The 16014-nt window shown below is 72.7% G+C and carries 14 protein-coding genes; 9 read left to right on the top strand and 5 right to left on the bottom strand.

What is annotated here, in order from left to right; genetic code table 11:
- Window positions 1-49 precede the first annotated feature (49 nt).
- Genes H488_RS22520 through H488_RS22505 form a run of 4 tightly spaced genes read left to right on the top strand, consistent with a single transcriptional unit; the run spans window position 50 to window position 3890 of the window.
- A complete protein-coding gene (locus H488_RS22520) occupies window positions 50-1579 on the top strand; it encodes a CitMHS family transporter (protein WP_031282428.1) in 1530 nt (509 codons plus the stop codon).
- A complete protein-coding gene (locus H488_RS22515) occupies window positions 1576-2919 on the top strand; it encodes an acyclic terpene utilization AtuA family protein (RefSeq protein ID WP_017832357.1) in 1344 nt (447 codons plus the stop codon). Before H488_RS22520 ends, H488_RS22515 begins: the two co-directional genes overlap by 4 nt.
- Window positions 2920-3249 (top strand): AtuA-related protein, encoded by a 330-nt coding sequence (locus H488_RS22510; RefSeq protein ID WP_017832356.1) that lies wholly within the window; start codon window positions 2920-2922, stop codon window positions 3247-3249. It abuts the gene before it with no gap.
- Window positions 3250-3278: 29 nt separating this feature from the next.
- Window positions 3279-3890 (top strand): arsenate reductase/protein-tyrosine-phosphatase family protein, encoded by a 612-nt coding sequence (locus H488_RS22505; RefSeq protein ID WP_017832355.1) that lies wholly within the window; start codon window positions 3279-3281, stop codon window positions 3888-3890.
- A 93-nt stretch (window positions 3891-3983) separates the two neighbouring features.
- Here the strand turns inward: H488_RS22505 and H488_RS22500 are convergent, their stop codons facing one another.
- From H488_RS22500 to H488_RS22490, 3 genes are read right to left on the bottom strand one after another with little or no spacing between them, the layout of a single operon-like run.
- Window positions 3984-4724, bottom strand: coding sequence for a hypothetical protein (locus H488_RS22500; protein ID WP_017832354.1), 741 nt, complete (start codon window positions 4722-4724; stop codon window positions 3984-3986).
- Entirely contained in the window at window positions 4721-5641 is a 921-nt protein-coding gene (locus tag H488_RS22495; protein WP_017832353.1) for an ABC transporter ATP-binding protein, read from the bottom strand. Before H488_RS22495 ends, H488_RS22500 begins: the two co-directional genes overlap by 4 nt.
- Window positions 5638-6033 (bottom strand): GntR family transcriptional regulator, encoded by a 396-nt coding sequence (locus H488_RS22490; RefSeq protein WP_017832352.1) that lies wholly within the window; start codon window positions 6031-6033, stop codon window positions 5638-5640. The genes H488_RS22495 and H488_RS22490 overlap by 4 nt, the downstream gene beginning before the upstream one ends.
- A gap of 350 nt (window positions 6034-6383) precedes the next feature.
- On the opposite strand from H488_RS22490, the gene H488_RS22485 reads away from it, so the two are divergent.
- Window positions 6384-8582 (top strand): M36 family metallopeptidase, encoded by a 2199-nt coding sequence (locus H488_RS22485; RefSeq protein WP_017832351.1) that lies wholly within the window; start codon window positions 6384-6386, stop codon window positions 8580-8582.
- A 10-nt stretch (window positions 8583-8592) separates the two neighbouring features.
- The gene (locus H488_RS0117945) at window positions 8593-9864 is read left to right on the top strand and encodes a M28 family metallopeptidase (RefSeq protein ID WP_017832350.1); all 1272 of its coding nucleotides are present in this window, start codon (window positions 8593-8595) and stop codon (window positions 9862-9864) included.
- A 93-nt stretch (window positions 9865-9957) separates the two neighbouring features.
- On the opposite strand, the gene H488_RS22480 is transcribed toward H488_RS0117945, so the two are convergent.
- A complete protein-coding gene (locus H488_RS22480) occupies window positions 9958-12360 on the bottom strand; it encodes an ATP-binding cassette domain-containing protein (protein ID WP_031282424.1) in 2403 nt (800 codons plus the stop codon).
- A 199-nt stretch (window positions 12361-12559) separates the two neighbouring features.
- On the opposite strand from H488_RS22480, the gene H488_RS22475 reads away from it, so the two are divergent.
- Window positions 12560-13180 carry a ClpP family protease gene (locus H488_RS22475; RefSeq protein WP_017832348.1) on the top strand — a complete coding sequence of 207 codons (621 nt, stop codon included), beginning with the start codon at window positions 12560-12562 and terminating at the stop codon, window positions 13178-13180.
- Window positions 13177-13779: a ClpP family protease gene (locus H488_RS22470; protein ID WP_017832347.1), complete on the top strand. Its 603-nt coding sequence runs from the start codon at window positions 13177-13179 to the stop codon at window positions 13777-13779. The genes H488_RS22475 and H488_RS22470 overlap by 4 nt, the downstream gene beginning before the upstream one ends.
- 25 nt (window positions 13780-13804) lie before the next feature.
- Here the strand turns inward: H488_RS22470 and H488_RS22465 are convergent, their stop codons facing one another.
- On the bottom strand, window positions 13805-14197 hold the full coding sequence (locus H488_RS22465) for a helix-turn-helix domain-containing protein (protein ID WP_150110283.1): 393 nt from the start codon (window positions 14195-14197) through the stop codon (window positions 13805-13807).
- Window positions 14198-14299: 102 nt separating this feature from the next.
- Here H488_RS22465 and H488_RS22460 point away from each other — a divergent pair, with 102 nt between their 5' ends.
- Window positions 14300-15964, top strand: coding sequence for a LuxR C-terminal-related transcriptional regulator (locus tag H488_RS22460; protein ID WP_031282419.1), 1665 nt, complete (start codon window positions 14300-14302; stop codon window positions 15962-15964).
- The last annotated feature ends 50 nt before the right edge of the window (window positions 15965-16014 follow it).

Here is a 16014-nt window from a genome sequence, read left to right as displayed (position 1 = left end):
ATAAAGTGACTCGCTTCACACTGGCGGGAGGTCAAGGAAAGGACTTCTCGTGCTCGCATGGACAGGTTTTCTCACCATCGGGGTGATCCTGGCGCTGCTGCTCTCCAACCGGGTGGCGGCTGTCGTGGCGCTGGCCGGGGTGCCGATCGTGTTCGCCCTGATCGCCGGGTTCGGTCCGGCCGAGATCGGCGAGTTCGTCGCCGACGGTCTCGGCGGGGTGGTCGGGGTGACGGTGATGTTCGTCTTCGCCATCACCTACTTCGGGGTGATGCGGGACGCCGGGCTCTTCGACCCCGTCATCCGCCGCATCGTCCGCTGGGCGGGCAACGCCCCGGTCACCATCTGCCTCGCCACCACCGCGCTGGCCATGGCCGCCCACCTGGACGGCGCCGGGGCCACCACGTTCCTCATCACTATCCCGGCCATGATCCCGCTCTTCGACCGGCTGGGCATGAGCCGGCTGACCCTGAGCGTGTGCGTGGGGCTGGGCGCGGGCACCATGAACTTGCTCCCGTGGGGCGGGCCCACGGCCCGGGCTGCCGCGACCGCCGGCGTCCCCGCCAACGAACTGTGGGTCCCGCTGATCCCCGCCCAGCTCGCCGGCATGGTGGCCGCCCTGGCCGTCGCCTGGTTCCTGGGCACCCGCGAGGGCCGGCGGATCGGCCGTGCGGCGGCCCCGGCGCCCGCCGGCAGCGGTCGCACCGGCGACGACGGCACTCCGGACACGGACCGCCCCGTCGCCGCGCCCGCGACCGACGGCCGCCCGAGGACGGCCACCGACGTGCCGCTGTCGGGTACGACCACGGCCGCGGACGCCCCGGACACGTCCGCAGCCGGCCCCTCGGGCTCGGCCGCCGCACCCGCGTCCGGGAGGACGGCGACGGCGACCGAGGTCGCCGAGCACCCCGCCGTGGACGAGCTGACCGAGGAGGAGCGGTCCCTGCGCCGGCCCCGCCTGCTGTGGTTCAACGCGGTGCTCACGGTCGCGGTGCTGGCGGCCCTGATCGCCGGACTGGCGCCCCCGGAGCTGGTCTTCCTCGCCGGGGTGGTGGTGGCCCTGGTGGTCAACTACCCGGGCCTGAAGCGCCAGACCGCCCGCATCGAGGCCCACGCCACGGGCGCCATGCTCATGGCCACCACGCTGCTGGCCGCCGGTGCGTTCCTCGGCATCCTCGAGGGCTCCGGCATGATCACGGCGATGGCCGAGGCCGCGACCTCCGTGATCCCCGCCTCGACCGCTCCCGGCCTGCCGCTGATCGTCGGGGTCCTCGGGGTGCCGCTGAGCCTGCTGTTCGGCCCGGACGCCTACTACTTCGGCGTCCTGCCGGTGCTCAGTGCGCTCGGCGAGCAGTACGGGGTGTCCGGGGTGGAGATCGCCCAGGCCTCCCTGCTCGGTCAGGAGACCGTGGGCTTCCCGATCAGCCCGCTCACCGGGTCCTTCTACCTGCTGGTCGGCCTGGCCGGGGTGGACATCGGCCGGCACATCCGCGCCCTGTTCGGCTGGGCCTGGCTGGTGAGCATCGTCATGCTCGTCGTGGCGCTGCTGACCGGGGCGATCGCCCTGGGGGCCGCCGGATGAGCCGCACGATCCGGGTCGGCGCCGGCGCGGGGTTCGCCGGGGACCGCATCGACCCGGCCGCGGAGCTCGCCCGCTCCGCCGAGCTCGACTACCTGGTCTTCGAGGTCCTCGGTGAGCGCACGATAGCCGCCGCCAACGCCCGTCGGCTCGCCGGCTCGGACCACGGCTACGACCCGCTGCTGCGCCGCCGCCTGGAGGCCACCCTGCCGGCCTGCCGGGGGCACGGCACCACGATCGTCACCAACGGCGGCGCGGCCGACCCGGTGGCCGCCGGCGTGCTCGCCGTCGACGTCGCCCGGGAGCACGGACTCACGGGGACGCGGGTGGGCGTGGTGACCGGCGACGACGTACTCGAGGCCGTGCGCCACGCGGACCCGCTGCTGTGGGAGACCGGCCGCCCGCTCTCGGCGGAGTCCGACGAGCTGGTCTCGGCCAACGCCTACCTGGGGGCGGCGCCGGTGGTCGAGGCCCTCGCCGAGGGCGCCGACGTGGTGATCGCCGGCCGGCTCGCCGACCCGGCCCTCTACCTGGGGCCCATCGCCCACGAGCACGGCTGGGACCTCACCGGGGACCCCGCCCTGCTGGGACAGGGGACCGTGGTGGGCCACCTGCTCGAGTGCGCCGGACAGCTCACCGGCGGCTACTTCGCCGACCCGGTCACCAAGCCCGTGGACGGTCTCGCAAGGTTGGGCTTCCCGTTCGCGGACGTGGCCGAGGACGGCGCGGCGGTGCTCGCCAAGCTGCCCGGCTCCGGGGGGCTGCTCGACACCCGCACGGTCACCGAGCAGCTGCTGTACGAGGTGGGCGACCCGTCCGCCTACATCACCCCGGACGTCGTCGCTGACTTCACCGGCGTCACCCTGCGCCAGGACGGCGCCGACCGCGTGCGCGTCGAGGGCGGCGCCGGCACGGTGCGCCCGGACGAGCTGAAGGTCACCCTCGGCTTCCGCGGGGGCTGGCTGGGCGAGGGGCAGATCAGCTATGCGGGCCCCCGCGCCCTGGCGCGCGCCGAGCTGGCCGCGGACATCGTCCGCACCCGTCTCGCCGAGGTCCACGGTCTCGACCCGGACGCCGTGCTGGTCGAGCTGATCGGCGCCGGCGCCGCCTTCCGCGGGCTGGCCGAGGCCCGGGACCCGGTGGAGGTCCGGCTGCGAGTCGCGGCGAGGGTCCCGGACCGGACCGCGGCCGAGGCCGTGGGATGGGAGGTCGAGTCTCTGTACACCAACGGCCCCGCCGCCGGCGGCGGCGCCCGCAAGCACGTGCAGGAGGTGCTGGCCATCCGGTCCTGCACCCTGCCCCGCGGACTCGTCCGTCCGCGCGTGAGTCTCGAGGAGGCCTGAATGAGCACTGTCGACGACTGCGCCGACGTCCGGACCGGTGACAAGGGGGACACCCTCATCCTCGCCGTCCGGGCCCGGGACGAGGCCGCGTACCGCCTGCTCGAAGACGTCCTGACGGCCGAGGCCGTGACCGGCCACTATGCCCTGGACCTGACCGGACCCGTCGCCCGCCGGCTGCTGCCCGGGCTGCACGCCCTGGTGTTCACCCTGCCCGGAGCCCTGGGCGGCGGCGTCACCGGCTCGCCGGTTCTCGACGGCCACGGCAAGGCCCTCAGCTACCACCTGCTCAGCATGCCGCTCAGGCAGGAGGCGCCGCGCCGGATACGATGAACCGGACTCGACCCCCCCAGAGGAGAACCATGGCCCCCACGCGCATCCTGACGGTCTGCACGGGCAATGTGTGCCGCTCGCCCATGGCGGCGGTCGAGCTCGACCACGGCCTCAACGAGATCTCGCCCGGCGGCTTCGAGGTGACGAGCGCCGGGATGCACGCGCTGGTGGACGAGGGCTTCGAGCACCGGGTCGGCAGACTGGCCCAGGACCGCGGCCTGGAGGCCGCCGCTGCGCACCGGGCCCGGCAGGTCACCCCGGACGTGCTGAAGGACACCGACCTGGTGCTCGTGATGGCCCGGGAGCACACCCAGCCTGTGCTCCAGCAGTCACCGCGGCTGCTGAAGAAGGTCTTCACCCTCCGGGAGTTCGCCCGGATCCTGCAGTACCTCTCCACCGACCCGGAGCTCGACCGCGCCGTGCCGGCCGACCGCGCCGAGCGCTGGGCGTGGCTGGTCCAGCAAGCGCCGCGGTTGCGGCAGCGGGTGCCGGTGCGCCACCCCGAGCGCAACGACGTGATCGACCCCTACCGCCAGGAGGACGCGGTGCTCCAGCAGATGGCGGACGAGCTGTTCGAGGCCACGGACGCGATCCTCGCCTTCGAGCGCCGCTACGCGGAGCGCGTGCCCACGGCCCAGTAGTGCCGGGGGTTGCCGTCAGGCCCGCCACGACGTTCTCGGGGAATGCGCTCCGCGCAGGAGGCTCGGCCGTGTGCGGCCCTCGTCACCCGTCCGTCAGGCGGGCATCCGGCGCAGCGTGAGGTAGGAGCCGACCGCGAGCAGCACGCTCATCAGAACCGCCCACATCGTCAGGCCGAGGGAGCCGGTGTCGAGGATCCACCGCCCCACCTCCGGCCAGGCCTGCTGCAGGCTCACGAGGGCGATGAACCCGACCAGCACGAGGCCGATCGCGAGCATGACGATCACGAGCTTCGCCGTGCCGAACCGCTTGAAGATCGTCGCGAACCAGAACCCGATGATGAAGAAGAGCATGGTCGACACGAAGTACGTCAGGCCCGCCGCGAGCGGCCCGGCCTCCCACACCCAGTCGAGGTAGGCGAAGTACCCGTTCATGCCGTACCCGTCGGTCGCCTGCTCGATCAGCCCGAGCAGCACGAAGATCAGTGACATCCCGAGTCCGCTCACCGCCGCGGCCGCCAGGGAGCCGACGTAGAACTCTCGGCGTGTCAGGCTCATCGCCTGCGAGAACGGGAAGGTCAGCGTCATGGCCTGGACGCCGATCACGAGGAAGTACCACAGGGGCGCCTGCGAGCCCCCGCCGATCTTGACGTCGACGCCACCCGCGCTCTGGATGATCCAGTAGATGAGCAGCGTGATCAGCCATGCGCCACCGAGCACCAGTGCCGGTACCCAGACGAACGTCTGCGTGTTCACGAACTGCAGGCGCACCACGTTGAGCGTGCGGTGGCGCACCGCGGCGGGGCGCGTGACGCTGCCGGCATCGAGGGCGGTCATCGGAGGGCTCCTTCCTGGGCGGCCGCGGGGAAGGCATCGCGGCCGGATGTGCGCCGCTGCGTGCGGCGCACGATGAGCTGCTGCAGCGAGACGGGGGCGAGATCGAGTCCTGCCGCGGCGAGGGCGTCGCGCTCTGCGTCGTCGAGACGGCCGAGGAACGTGACGGACGCGACGCGGCCGAGGCTCTCGCGGTGGATGACCTCACGGCCGTTCACCGCTTCCTCGACCGCGGCGGCGTCACCGACGACGTTCGTGGCCTGGGCACGGGCGTCGTCGGTGGACTCGTCCATGATGATGCGGCCCTCGTCGATCACGAGGACCCGCTCGAGGAGGTTCGCGACCTCGTCGATGAGGTGGCTCGAGAGGAGGATCGTCCGCGGGTGCTCCGCGTAGTCCGCCAGCAGGCGGTCGTAGAAGATCTGCCGTGCGACGGCGTCCAGGCCGAGGTACGGCTCGTCGAAGAAGGTGATCTCCGCGCGGGAGGCGAGGCCGATGATGACGCCGACAGCCGACAGCTGCCCGCGCGAGAGCTTCTTGATCGTGCGCTTGACCGGCAGCTGGAACTCGTCGACGAGATCATCGGCGAGAGCCTGGTCCCACCGGGGGAAGAACAGGCGCGCGGAGGCGAAGGCGTGCCGCGGCGTGGCGTCGTCCGGGTACTTCTGGCTCTCGCGCACGAAGCACATGCGGCTGAGCACCCGCGCGTTCTCGTAGGGGTTCTCGCCGAACACGCGCACCTCACCCCTCGTGGGGAGGTTCTGGGCCGTGAGGATCGACATCGCGGTGGTCTTGCCGGCGCCGTTGCGGCCCAGCAGGCCGTAGATGGTGTCCTCCTGGACGTCGAAGCTCACGTCGTCCAGGACGACCTTCTCCTTGTAGCGCTTCGTGAGGTTCCGGACCTCGATCACGGGTTTCATGGTGTCCTTCGATCTCCGGTGGCTTGCGGTGTCGCCGCTGCGGCACCGGCTCGGACCAGGTCGGCGACGTCGTCGGGTCCGAGCCCGATCTTGCGCGCCTCGGCCAGCAGGGGTTGCACGTAGCGGTGGGCGAAGGCGCTGCGGCGCTCCTCGAGGAGGAGGTGGCGAGCGCCGGGGGCGACGAACATCCCGATCCCTCGGCGCTTGTGGAGCACTCCCTTGCTGACGAGCATGTTCACGCCCTTCGCGGCGGTGGCCGGGTTGATGCGGTAGAAGGCGGCGAGCTCGGCCGTGGACGGGGCCTGCGCCTCCTCGGCGAGGCTGCCGTCCACGATGGAGTCCTCGACCTGCTCGGCGATCTGCACGAACAGGGGCTTGCCTTCCTCGACCAACGGGACCCCCGAGTCATCTGGTTAGTTACTCCACTAGTACACCGCAGGGGCGATGGGGCGTCAAGGGTGTCCGAGGATCTCCGGTTGTGTGACCGCCGCGTCGGTACCGGGCGGGCCGGCGCGGGATTCTCCGGTGCCGCCCGCACCAACTGTCCGGGCAGGCCGGTGAGCGTGGCCCTGGCGGGGTGAGGGCGGCGAACGGGCACGTCACACGCCTGTGCGCTGCTTGACCGAGGAACGGGACCGGTTCCTTAATGGAGCCCAGGTCGGCCACGCCTGCGAGGAGAACCCGTTCCCGGTCACGTGGGCGATGACCAGGTGCTGCACCGATCGTTCGCGAGGAGTTCCTGATGGCCGCTGACCGAGCACTCCCGGAGGACTTCCACGCGCTGTACGACGCCGGCGTCCGGAGCGCCCGCGGCACAGTGCCGCCGGCCGTCCCGGCTCCTGTCTCGCCGGGGCACCTCCGGATGGACGCGCAGCTCGGCGACCTGGAGGTGGACTATGACCAGGCGACCGCGCTCCCGAACCGCATCACCCGGGGGGCCCCGGCCGCCGGGCTGACGGGGGAGGCGGGCGCGACGCCGGAGGAGACCGTCCGGCGCTTCGTCACCGCGCACGGCGACCTATGGCGACTGTCCGAGGCGGACGCGCAGGGCGTCGAAATCGTCTCGGTCAGCGGACGAGGACTGCGCACGGTGCAGCTCGTGCAGCGGGCCGACGGGCTGGAGGTCTTCAACTCCGAGGCAACCGCGGCCATCGGCCCGGACGGCGACGTGATCTCCGTGGCCGGGCAGTTCTTCCCCGGCGCCGCGCAGTCGGCCGGCGCCCGCGCGGCCAGCACCACCACTGGCGTCACCACCGCGGAGGAGGCGATCGCAGTGGCGGCGTTCGACCTGACCGGGGTCGAGTACCCCGCCGCTGCCTTCAGCGGGGCGAGCACAGCGAGCGCGGTAAGCGCCGAGAGCGCCGAGAGCGCCGAGGGCGCCGGGACCGGCGGCACCGCCGGTGGCGGCTACCGGTTCTACCGCTTCACCGATCCGGCCGGCTCCGAGCCGATCGACACCGAATCGGCCGGCTCCGAACCGGCCGGCGCCGGGCGCCCGGCGTTCGAACGGCCGGTGCGCGTGAAGGACGTGCTGTTCCCGCTGGGGGAGGAGCAGTTCACCCCCGGCTACTACCTGGAGCTGTGGATCGAGGGCTTCCCGGCGTTCAGCTATGTGGTCGACGCGCTCGGGGAGCCGGAGGTGCTGTTCCGGAAGAACCTGCGGGCGGACGCCGCCTTCACCTACCGGGTGTTCAACACGGGGGACGCGCTGTTCCGCCCCGAGGACGGGCCGGCGCCCGGGTCGCCGCACCCGACCGGGCGCCCGGACGGGTTCCAGGCCGCCACCATCCCCGACCGGCTGGTCACGCTCGAGAGCCTGCTCCCGGGCGCCCCGTGGCTGCCGGAGGGCGCCACGAGCACCCGCGGCAACAACTGCATCGCCTACGCGGATGTCCAGGCGCCGGACGGGAGCAGCTCCGGGGACGTGGACGGCCGGGCCACCGGGGCCCGCACCTTCGACCACGCCTACGACCACGCCCGGCCCGCGAGCGACCCTGCCAACCTGCAGGCCAGTCTCGTCGGGATGTTCTTCCACGTGAACTGGCTGCACGACCGCTGGTACGAGGCGGGCTTCGACGAGGCGGCCGGCAACGCCCAGCAGATGAACCTCACGGGAGCAGGCCTCGGCGGGGACCCGATCCTGGCCGAGGGCAACGACTTCAGCGGCACCGACAACGCCAACATGCAGACCCCGGCCGACGGCGCCAGTCCGCGGATGCAGATGTACGAGTTCCGCGGCGTCGCCCCGCTGCCGTCCCGCACCAGCAACTTCGACGCGCTGATCACCTACCACGAGCTGGGCCACTACATCACCAATCGTCTGGTCGGCAACGCCACCGGGCTGGCCAACCAGCAGGGCCGGGCGATGGGCGAGGGGTGGGGGGACTTCTTCGCGATCACCATGACGTCCCAGGCCGCCGACGACTTCGGCACCGGCGCCTTCCCCGCCGGAGGGTGGACCGACCTCACCCCCACTTTCACGGACAACTACTACTTCTCGATCCGCCGCTACCCCTACTCCGCGGACCTGGGCAAGAACCCGCTGACGTTCAAGCACATCAGCAACGGGGTGGTGCTCCCGGCCGGGCCGCCGCGCCGTCCGCACGGCGGCGGGCCGAACAGCGAGGTGCACAATGCCGGCGAGGTCTGGTGCGCCGCCCTGTGGGAGGTGTTCGTCAACCTTGTCACCGTCCACGGCCACGCCGAGGCCGAGCGTCGCGTGCTCGAGTATGTGGTCGGCGGGCTCAAGCTCACGCCCAGCATGCCGACCTTCACGCTGGCGCGCGACGGCATCGTCACCGCGGTCGCCGCCCTGAACTCCGGCGACCTCGGCGCGGTGTGGCGCGGTTTCGCCAAGCGCGGCCTGGGTGCCGGCGCCGTGTCCCCGCCCAGTACCTCCACGTCGCTCGCGGGCGTGGTCGAGAGCTTCAGCACGCCGTAGGAGGCGCACCATGACGGCCCTCTGCTTCGACCTGGGGAAAACGCCGGGGAACGACGACGTGCCCCGCGCCGCGGCACCGGACGCGCTGCGGGCACTGACCGCCGCGGCCGCGGACGCCGGCGCCACTTGGACGCGGCTCGGCGACACGCTCCTGGTGACCGGGGCGCCGGCCCAGCTGGAGCGGACGGCCGCCGGCCGCGCTCCCGCGGAGCGGATCGGGGTCCCCGTCGCCCGCCTGCACCTGGTGATCCAGAATGGCCGGCAGTTCCAGCAGGCCCACCCCGAGGTCCCGGTCCTTCTCGACCGGGGACGCTACCTCGTCGTCGACCTCGACCCCGCCGAGGCCGGGAGGATCGTCGAGCCGTCCGAGCGGCACCTGCCGTGCTTCGGCGTCCGCCCTCTGCCGGCGAACACCGTAGTGTTCGAGCAGCGGCCACCGGCACCGGCCCGGACCCGGGCCGTGGCGGAGCCGCGCGTCGCCGCCGTGTCCCGTGACGCCTTCGAGGCGGACCTGCGCACGCTCGCCGGTTTCCGGACGCGGCACTCGACCAGCACGGAGTTCCACACCGCGCTCGACCGGGCCGAGGGCGTGCTGAGCGGACTGGGCTTCCCGACCCGGACCCAGACGGTGGCTGTCCACGGCGGGAGCACGCAGAATCTCATTGCGGAGCGGCCGGGGCGCGGCGGCGACGGCCGCGCGGTGCTCGTCACCGCGCACCTCGACTCGATCAACGTCCGGGACGGCGTCGCAGCCCCCGCACCGGGCGCCGACGACAACGGCTCCGGTGCCGCCGGGGTGCTCGCCGTCGCCCGGGCGCTGCGGGACCACCCCGGCGCCCGCGATCTGCGCCTGATCCTGTTCGGGGGCGAGGAGCAGGGACTGTTCGGCAGCCGCCACTACGTGGCGGAGCTGGACCAGCAGGCCCGCGAGCGCATCCACTCGGTGGTCAACATGGACATGATCGCGTGCCGGAACACGCCCGCGCCCACGGTGCTGCTCGAGGGCGCCGCCGTGTCCCAGTTCGTGCTGGGGGAGCTGGCCGCCGCGGCGCAGGCGCACACCGGCCTGACCGTGCAGACCAGTCTGCTGCCCTTCAACAGCGACCACGTGCCGTTCCTCGACGTCGGCATCCCCGCGGTGCTCACGATCGAGGGGGCCGACGGCGCCAATGACCGCATCCACACCGCCGGCGACACCCTGGAGCACGTCGACCACGACCTCGCCGTGGAGATCCTGCGGATGAACGTCGCCTACCTCGTCCAGGCCCTCGGACCGACCTGAGCCGGGACCGCAGCGACGGAAGCGAGCAGGACCGCCGCTCAGGCGTCCCGAGTGGCGGGCGAGCAGCAGTCGAGCTCGGCGGGCGCGTCCCCCTCAGGCGCCCACATAGGCCGCGAGGTGCTCGCCCGTGAGCGTGGAGCGGGCGGCGACGAGCTCGGCGGGGGTGCCCTCGAAGACGATCCGGCCGCCGTCGTGGCCGGCGCCGGGGCCGAGGTCGATGATCCGGTCCGCGTGGGCCATGACCGCCTGGTGGTGCTCGATCACGATCACCGACTTGCCGGAGTCGACCAGCCGGTCGAGCAGGCCGAGCAGCTGCTGCACGTCGGCGAGGTGCAGACCCGTGGTCGGCTCGTCGAGGACGTAGACGCCGCCCTTCTTGCCCAGGTGGGTGGCCAGCTTGAGCCGCTGGCGCTCGCCGCCGGAGAGCGTGGTGAGCGGCTGCCCGAGGCTGAGATAGCCCAGCCCCACATCCGCCAACCGGTGCAGGATGGCGTGGGCGGCCGGGGTCCGCGCGTCGCCGGCGCCGAAGAACGCCTCGGCCTCCTCGACCGGCATGGCGAGCACGTCGGCGATGTTCCGTCCGCCCAGGGTGTACTCGAGGACCGCGGCCTGGAACCGCCGGCCCTCGCACTCCTCGCAGGTGGTGGCCACCCCGGCCATCATCACCAGGTCGGTGTAGATGACGCCGGCGCCGTTGCAGGCCGGGCAGGCGCCCTCCGAGTTGGCGCTGAACAGCGCCGGCTTCACCCCGTTGGCCTTGGCGAAGGCCTTGCGGATCGGGTCCAGCAGACCCGTGTAGGTGGCCGGGTTGCTGCGGCGGGAGCCGCGGATGGCGCCCTGGTCGATCGAGACCACGTCCTCCCGGCCGAGCACCGATCCGGAGATCAGCGAGCTCTTGCCGGAGCCGGCCACCCCGGTCAGCACCGTGAGCACGCCGAGCGGGATGTCCACGTCGACGGACCGCAGGTTGTGGGTGTCGGCGCCGCGCACCTCCAGGGCCCCGGTGGGCGTGCGCACGGTGGTCTTCAGGGCGGCGCGGTCGTCCAGGTGTCGCCCGGTGAGGGTGTCGCCGGCGCGCAGACCCGCCACGGTGCCCTCGTAGCAGACGGTGCCGCCGGCGGTGCCGGCGCCGGGGCCGAGGTCGACGACGTGGTCGGCGATCGCGATGGTCTCCGGCTTGTGCTCCACGACCAGCACGGTGTTGCCCTTGTCCCGCAGCCGCAGCAGGAGCTGGTTCATCCGCTGGATGTCGTGCGGGTGCAGTCCGATGGTCGGCTCGTCGAAGACGTAGGTGACGTCGGTGAGCGAGGAGCCGAGGTGGCGGATCATCTTGGTGCGCTGGGACTCGCCGCCGGAGAGCGTGCCCGAGGACCGGCTGAGCGAGAGGTAGCCCAGCCCGATCTCCACGAAGGAGTCGAGGGTCTCGCCGAGCGCGGTGAGCAGCGGCGCCACGGACGGCTCGTCCAGGTCCCGCACCCACGCGGCGAGATCGCTGATCTGCATCGCGCAGGCGTCGGCGATGCTGATCCCGCGGATTGTGGAGGACCGGGCGGCCGCACTGAGGCGGGTGCCGCCGCACTCGGGGCAGTCGGTGAACGTCACGGCGCGCTCCACGAAGGCGCGGATGTGCGGCTGCAGTGCCGCCACGTCCTTGGACAGGAAGGACTTCTGCATCCGGGGGATCAGGCCCTCGTAGGTGAGGTTGATGTTGTCGACCTTGATCTTGGTCGGCTCCTTGTGGAGCAGATCGTGCAGCTCGGTCTCGGTGTAGTCGCGGATCGGCTTGTCCGGGTCGAGGAACCCGGAGCCGCCGTAGATCCGGCCGTACCAGCCGTCCGCGCTGTAGCCGGGGATCGTGAGCGCGCCCTCGTTGAGGGACTTGGAGTCGTCGTAGAGCTGGGTCAGGTCGACGTCGTTGACCTGACCCATGCCCTCGCAGCGCGGGCACATGCCGCCGGTGATGGAGAAGCTGCGCCGCTCCTTGACGGTCTTCCCGCCGCGCTCCATGGTCACCGCGCCCGCGCCGCTGATCGAGGCGACGTTGAAGGAGAACGCCTTCGCCGTGCCGATGTGGGGCTTGCCGAGCCGGCTGAAGAGGATCCGCAGCATTGCGTCCGCGTCCGTGGCCGTGCCGACCGTGGAGCGGGCGTTGGCGCCCATCCGCTCCTGGTCCACGATGATCGCGGTGGTGAGCCCGTCGAGGACGTCGACGTCGGGGCGGGCCTGGGTGGGCATGAAGCCCTGCACGAAGGTGCTGTAGGTCTCGTTGATCAGCCGCTGCGACTCTGCGGCGATCGTGCCGAACACCAGGGAGCTCTTGCCGGAGCCGGAGATCCCGGTGAACACGGTGAGCCGGCGCTTGGGGAGCTCCACGCTGATGTCCCGGAGGTTGTTCTCGCGGGCGCCCTGCACGCGGATCAGGTCGTGGCGGTCGGCCACGTGCGGCGCAGAGGACGATGCAGGGGAGTGCGGGTCCTGGCTCGGGGGTGTGCTCATCGTGTCTCCATCCCTGGGGGGCGCCTGCGCCGGGATTCCCGACGACGTGGCCCGGTTCGATCCGACCGGTTCCGAGCTTACGTCCGTCCCGCTGGCCGCTCGCGGATTCGACGCCGCCGGCAGCAGAGCCGCTCAGGGCAGAGCCGCGCACAGCAGAAACGGGTTCCGCTCGAGGGAGCCCGGGTCCACGCTGGGCCCCATGAACACCACCACCGCACCACCCAGAACCCCGATCGACGACGAGCTCGCCTCCCGGCTGCTGGAGCAGCGCATCATCGTGCTGGGCGCCGAGCTGGACCAGGCCACCGGCAACCGGCTGTGCACGCAGCTGCTGCTGCTCTCCGCCCAGGACCCCAGGCGGGACATCAGCCTCTGGATCAACTCCCCGGGCGGCTCCGTCCCGGCCATGCTCGCGATCATGGACGTCATGCGGATCATCCCCAACGACGTGTCCACCCTGGCCATGGGCCTGGCCTGCAGCGCCGGGCAGTTCCTGCTCTCGGCCGGCACCCCGGGCAAGCGCAGCGCCCTGCCGCACGCCCGGATCCTGCTGCACCAGGGCTCGGCCGGGATCGGCGGCACGGCCGTGGACATCGCCATCCAGGCCGAGGACCTGCGCCACACCCGGGACACCGTGCTCGGGCTCATCGCCGAGCACACCGGTCAGCCGCTCGAGCGGATCGTGGCCGACTCCCAGCGGGACCGCTGGTTCACCGCCGAGGAGGCCCTCGCCTACGGCTTCGTGGACCGGGTCATCGCCGGGCTCGACGACGTGCGGCCCCGCTCCGCCACCACGGCCGCCGCGGGGGTGGGGTCGTGAGCAGCTTCGCCGTGCCCTACGTCGTCGAACGCACACCGAACGGCGAGCGCAGCATGGACGTCTTCAGCCGGCTGCTGGTGGAGCGGATCGTCTACCTCGGCACCGAGATCGACGACGGGGTCGCCAACGTCCTGATCGCCCAGCTGCTCTACCTGGACTCCTACGGCTCCGATCAGCCGATCGGCTTCTACATCAACTCCCCGGGCGGGTCCACCACGGCGATGCTCGCCGTCTACGATGCCGTGCAGCACGTGGGCGCGCCCGTGGAGACCACCTGCGTGGGCCAGGCGGCCTCGGCCGCCGCGGTGCTGCTGGCGGCCGGCGCCCCGGGGCGGCGCTCCGTACTGCCCCACGCCCGGGTGGTGCTGCACCAGCCGGCCGCGCAGGGCCAGGGCACCATCCCGGACCTCATCCTCGAGGCCGAGGAGATCGCCCGCACCCGGGAGCAGCTGGAGCAGGTGCTCGCCCGGCACACCGGGCGCACCCCGGAGCAGATCCGTGAGGACACGGACCGGGACCTCGTGCTCACCGCCGAGGAGGCGGTGGTCTACGGGGTGGCCGACCGGGTCGTGACCCCGCGGGAGGTCCGGGTCCGGTGAGACGGGCGGAACCGGGGGAGCGCGTTCAGACGGCCAGGGTCACCGGCCCGGCCAGGCAGACCGGACCGCCTGGGACGGCCCGGGCGGCCGGGGCGCTGTCGAGCAGCACCCCGGTGGTCCCCTCGGTGAGATCGACGAGGTTCAGTCCCAGGGCACCGACCACCGCGGCGATGATCTCCGAGGATGGGTCCTTCACCCCGCGCTCGATCTCGGAGAGGTACTGCGTGGAGACCCCGGAGACGCGGGCCACCTGCGCCAGCGTCAGCCCCTGCGCCAGGCGGTGGCGGCGCAGGAACATCCCCAGCACGGACCGCCACAGCGGGTCCACGGGCGCTCGCGGCGCGGCACGCTCCCTCGGCGCGGGTGACGGGAGCCAGGCCGGCGACGAAGTCGATGTGGGGCGGATCACGTCCTTCATGAACCCATGCTAGGTCCGTACGGGCGCCGGCGGGCGGGTCGTCTGCTGTGAGCGGAGCACGGTGTCCTGTCCACGCCGCGCGCACGGTGGGATACTGGCCGCATGGATTCGCCGCAGGTGGGCGACCAGCTCCACGAGGGCACGGAGGCGCTCGAGCGGGCCGACTGGGCCGGCGCGCGCCTGGCCTTCGAGCACGTCCTGGATGGCGGCGGTTCTGCCGGTGATGCGGTGGCCGCGGAGGGCCTGGGCCTCGCCCTGTGGTTCGAGGGCCGGATCGCCGAGGGGATCGCGTGGCGCGAACGTGCCGTCGCGGGGCTCGTGGCGCAGCGCCGCTTCGACGACGCCGCCCGGGTGGCGGTCTGGGTGTCCGACCAGCACCTCATCGCCGGCCGCCCGTCCGCGGCACGGGGTTGGCTCGCCCGGGCCGAGCGGGCGGTCGAGGGCATCCCCACGGGCACCGGGCACGGCTGGGTGGCGGTCGGACGGGCCCAGCAGGCCGAGTCCGTCGAGGAACAGGCCGCGCAGGCGGAACGGGCGATGCGCATCGGCCGGGAGACCGGCGCGGAGGACCTTGAGGTCTTCGCGCTGAGCCTGCTCGGCCAGGCGGAGCTGGCCGCGGGCCACCGGGAACCGGGTCTGCGCCTGCTCGAGGAGGCCATGGTCGCCGCCACGGCCGGGCGGGTCCGCAACGTCCACACCCTGGGCGACACCTACTGCGCCCTGGTCACGGCCTGCGCCGAGGCGGAGGAGTGGGAGCGGGCCGTGGAGTGGTGTGAGCGCGTCGAGGACTTCGCCCGATCCCATCAGGCGGCGCCGCTGCTGGGGGTCTGCCGGACCGTGCACGCCGATGTGCTGATCGCCACGGGGCACTGGTCCGAGGCCGAGGAGGCCCTCGAGTCCGCCCTGGTCACCCACGCCCGGGCCATCCCGGAGCTCAGCGTCCCGGCCCTCGCCTCCCTGGCGGAGCTGCGGATCCACCAGGGCCGGCTGCGCGAGGCGGAGCAGCTGCTGTCCGGGCGGCAGGAGCACCCGTCGTCGTTGCGCGCCCTGGCCCTGCTCCACGTCGCCGAGGGGCGACCGCACGTGGCGGTCTCCCTGCTCGAGCGTGGCCTGTCCGGGACGGAGGGGCACGCGGTGCGCACCACGCAGCTGCTGGCCGCCCTCGTCGACGCCACCCTGGCGGCCGGGGACCTCGCGGCCGCCGAGGTAGCGACGAAGAGCCTGCACCGGATCGCCGGGGAGTCCGAGATGCGGCTCGGCTCGGCGCGTGCCGATCTCGCCGCGGCCCGGCTCGCCCTGGCCACCGGCGACCGGGACGCGGCCGCCGAGCTCGCCCGGCGGGCGCTGCGCGCCTTCGGCGCCATGGCGATGCCGCTGGACGCGGCACTGGCCCGGCTCGACCTGGCCCGGTCGGTCATGGGTGTTTCGCCCGATGTGGCGCGGGAGGAGGCGCTCGCCGCCCAGGGCGTCTTCCGCGACCTGGGGGCGTCCCGGGAGCTGGACTCCGCGGCCCGGCTCCTGCGCGAGCTGGGCGGCGGCACGGGTCCCCGGCCCAGGAACGGGGGAGAGCTGACCTCGCGCGAGCACGAGGTGCTGGATCTGATCGCCCTCGGCATGTCCAACGCGCGGATCGCGAGAGCCCTGAGCATCAGCGAGAAGACCGCCGGGCACCACGTGAGCCGGATCCTCATGAAGCTCGGGGTGCACAACCGCGCGGAGGCGGCCGCGCAGGCGGTGGGACGGGGAAAAGACGGGGAGAAAGCATAGGGAAGGGATAGGGAACGAATAGGGCATCCTCCCGATGTTCGGCCCCGTCG

Origin of the sequence: Kocuria sp. UCD-OTCP (assembly GCF_000349605.1) — a bacterium.
In the GTDB taxonomy this organism is placed as follows: domain Bacteria; phylum Actinomycetota; class Actinomycetes; order Actinomycetales; family Micrococcaceae; genus Kocuria; species Kocuria rosea.
Note: the sequence above shows the minus strand (reverse complement) of the source record. Positions and strands in the feature narration are given on the sequence as shown.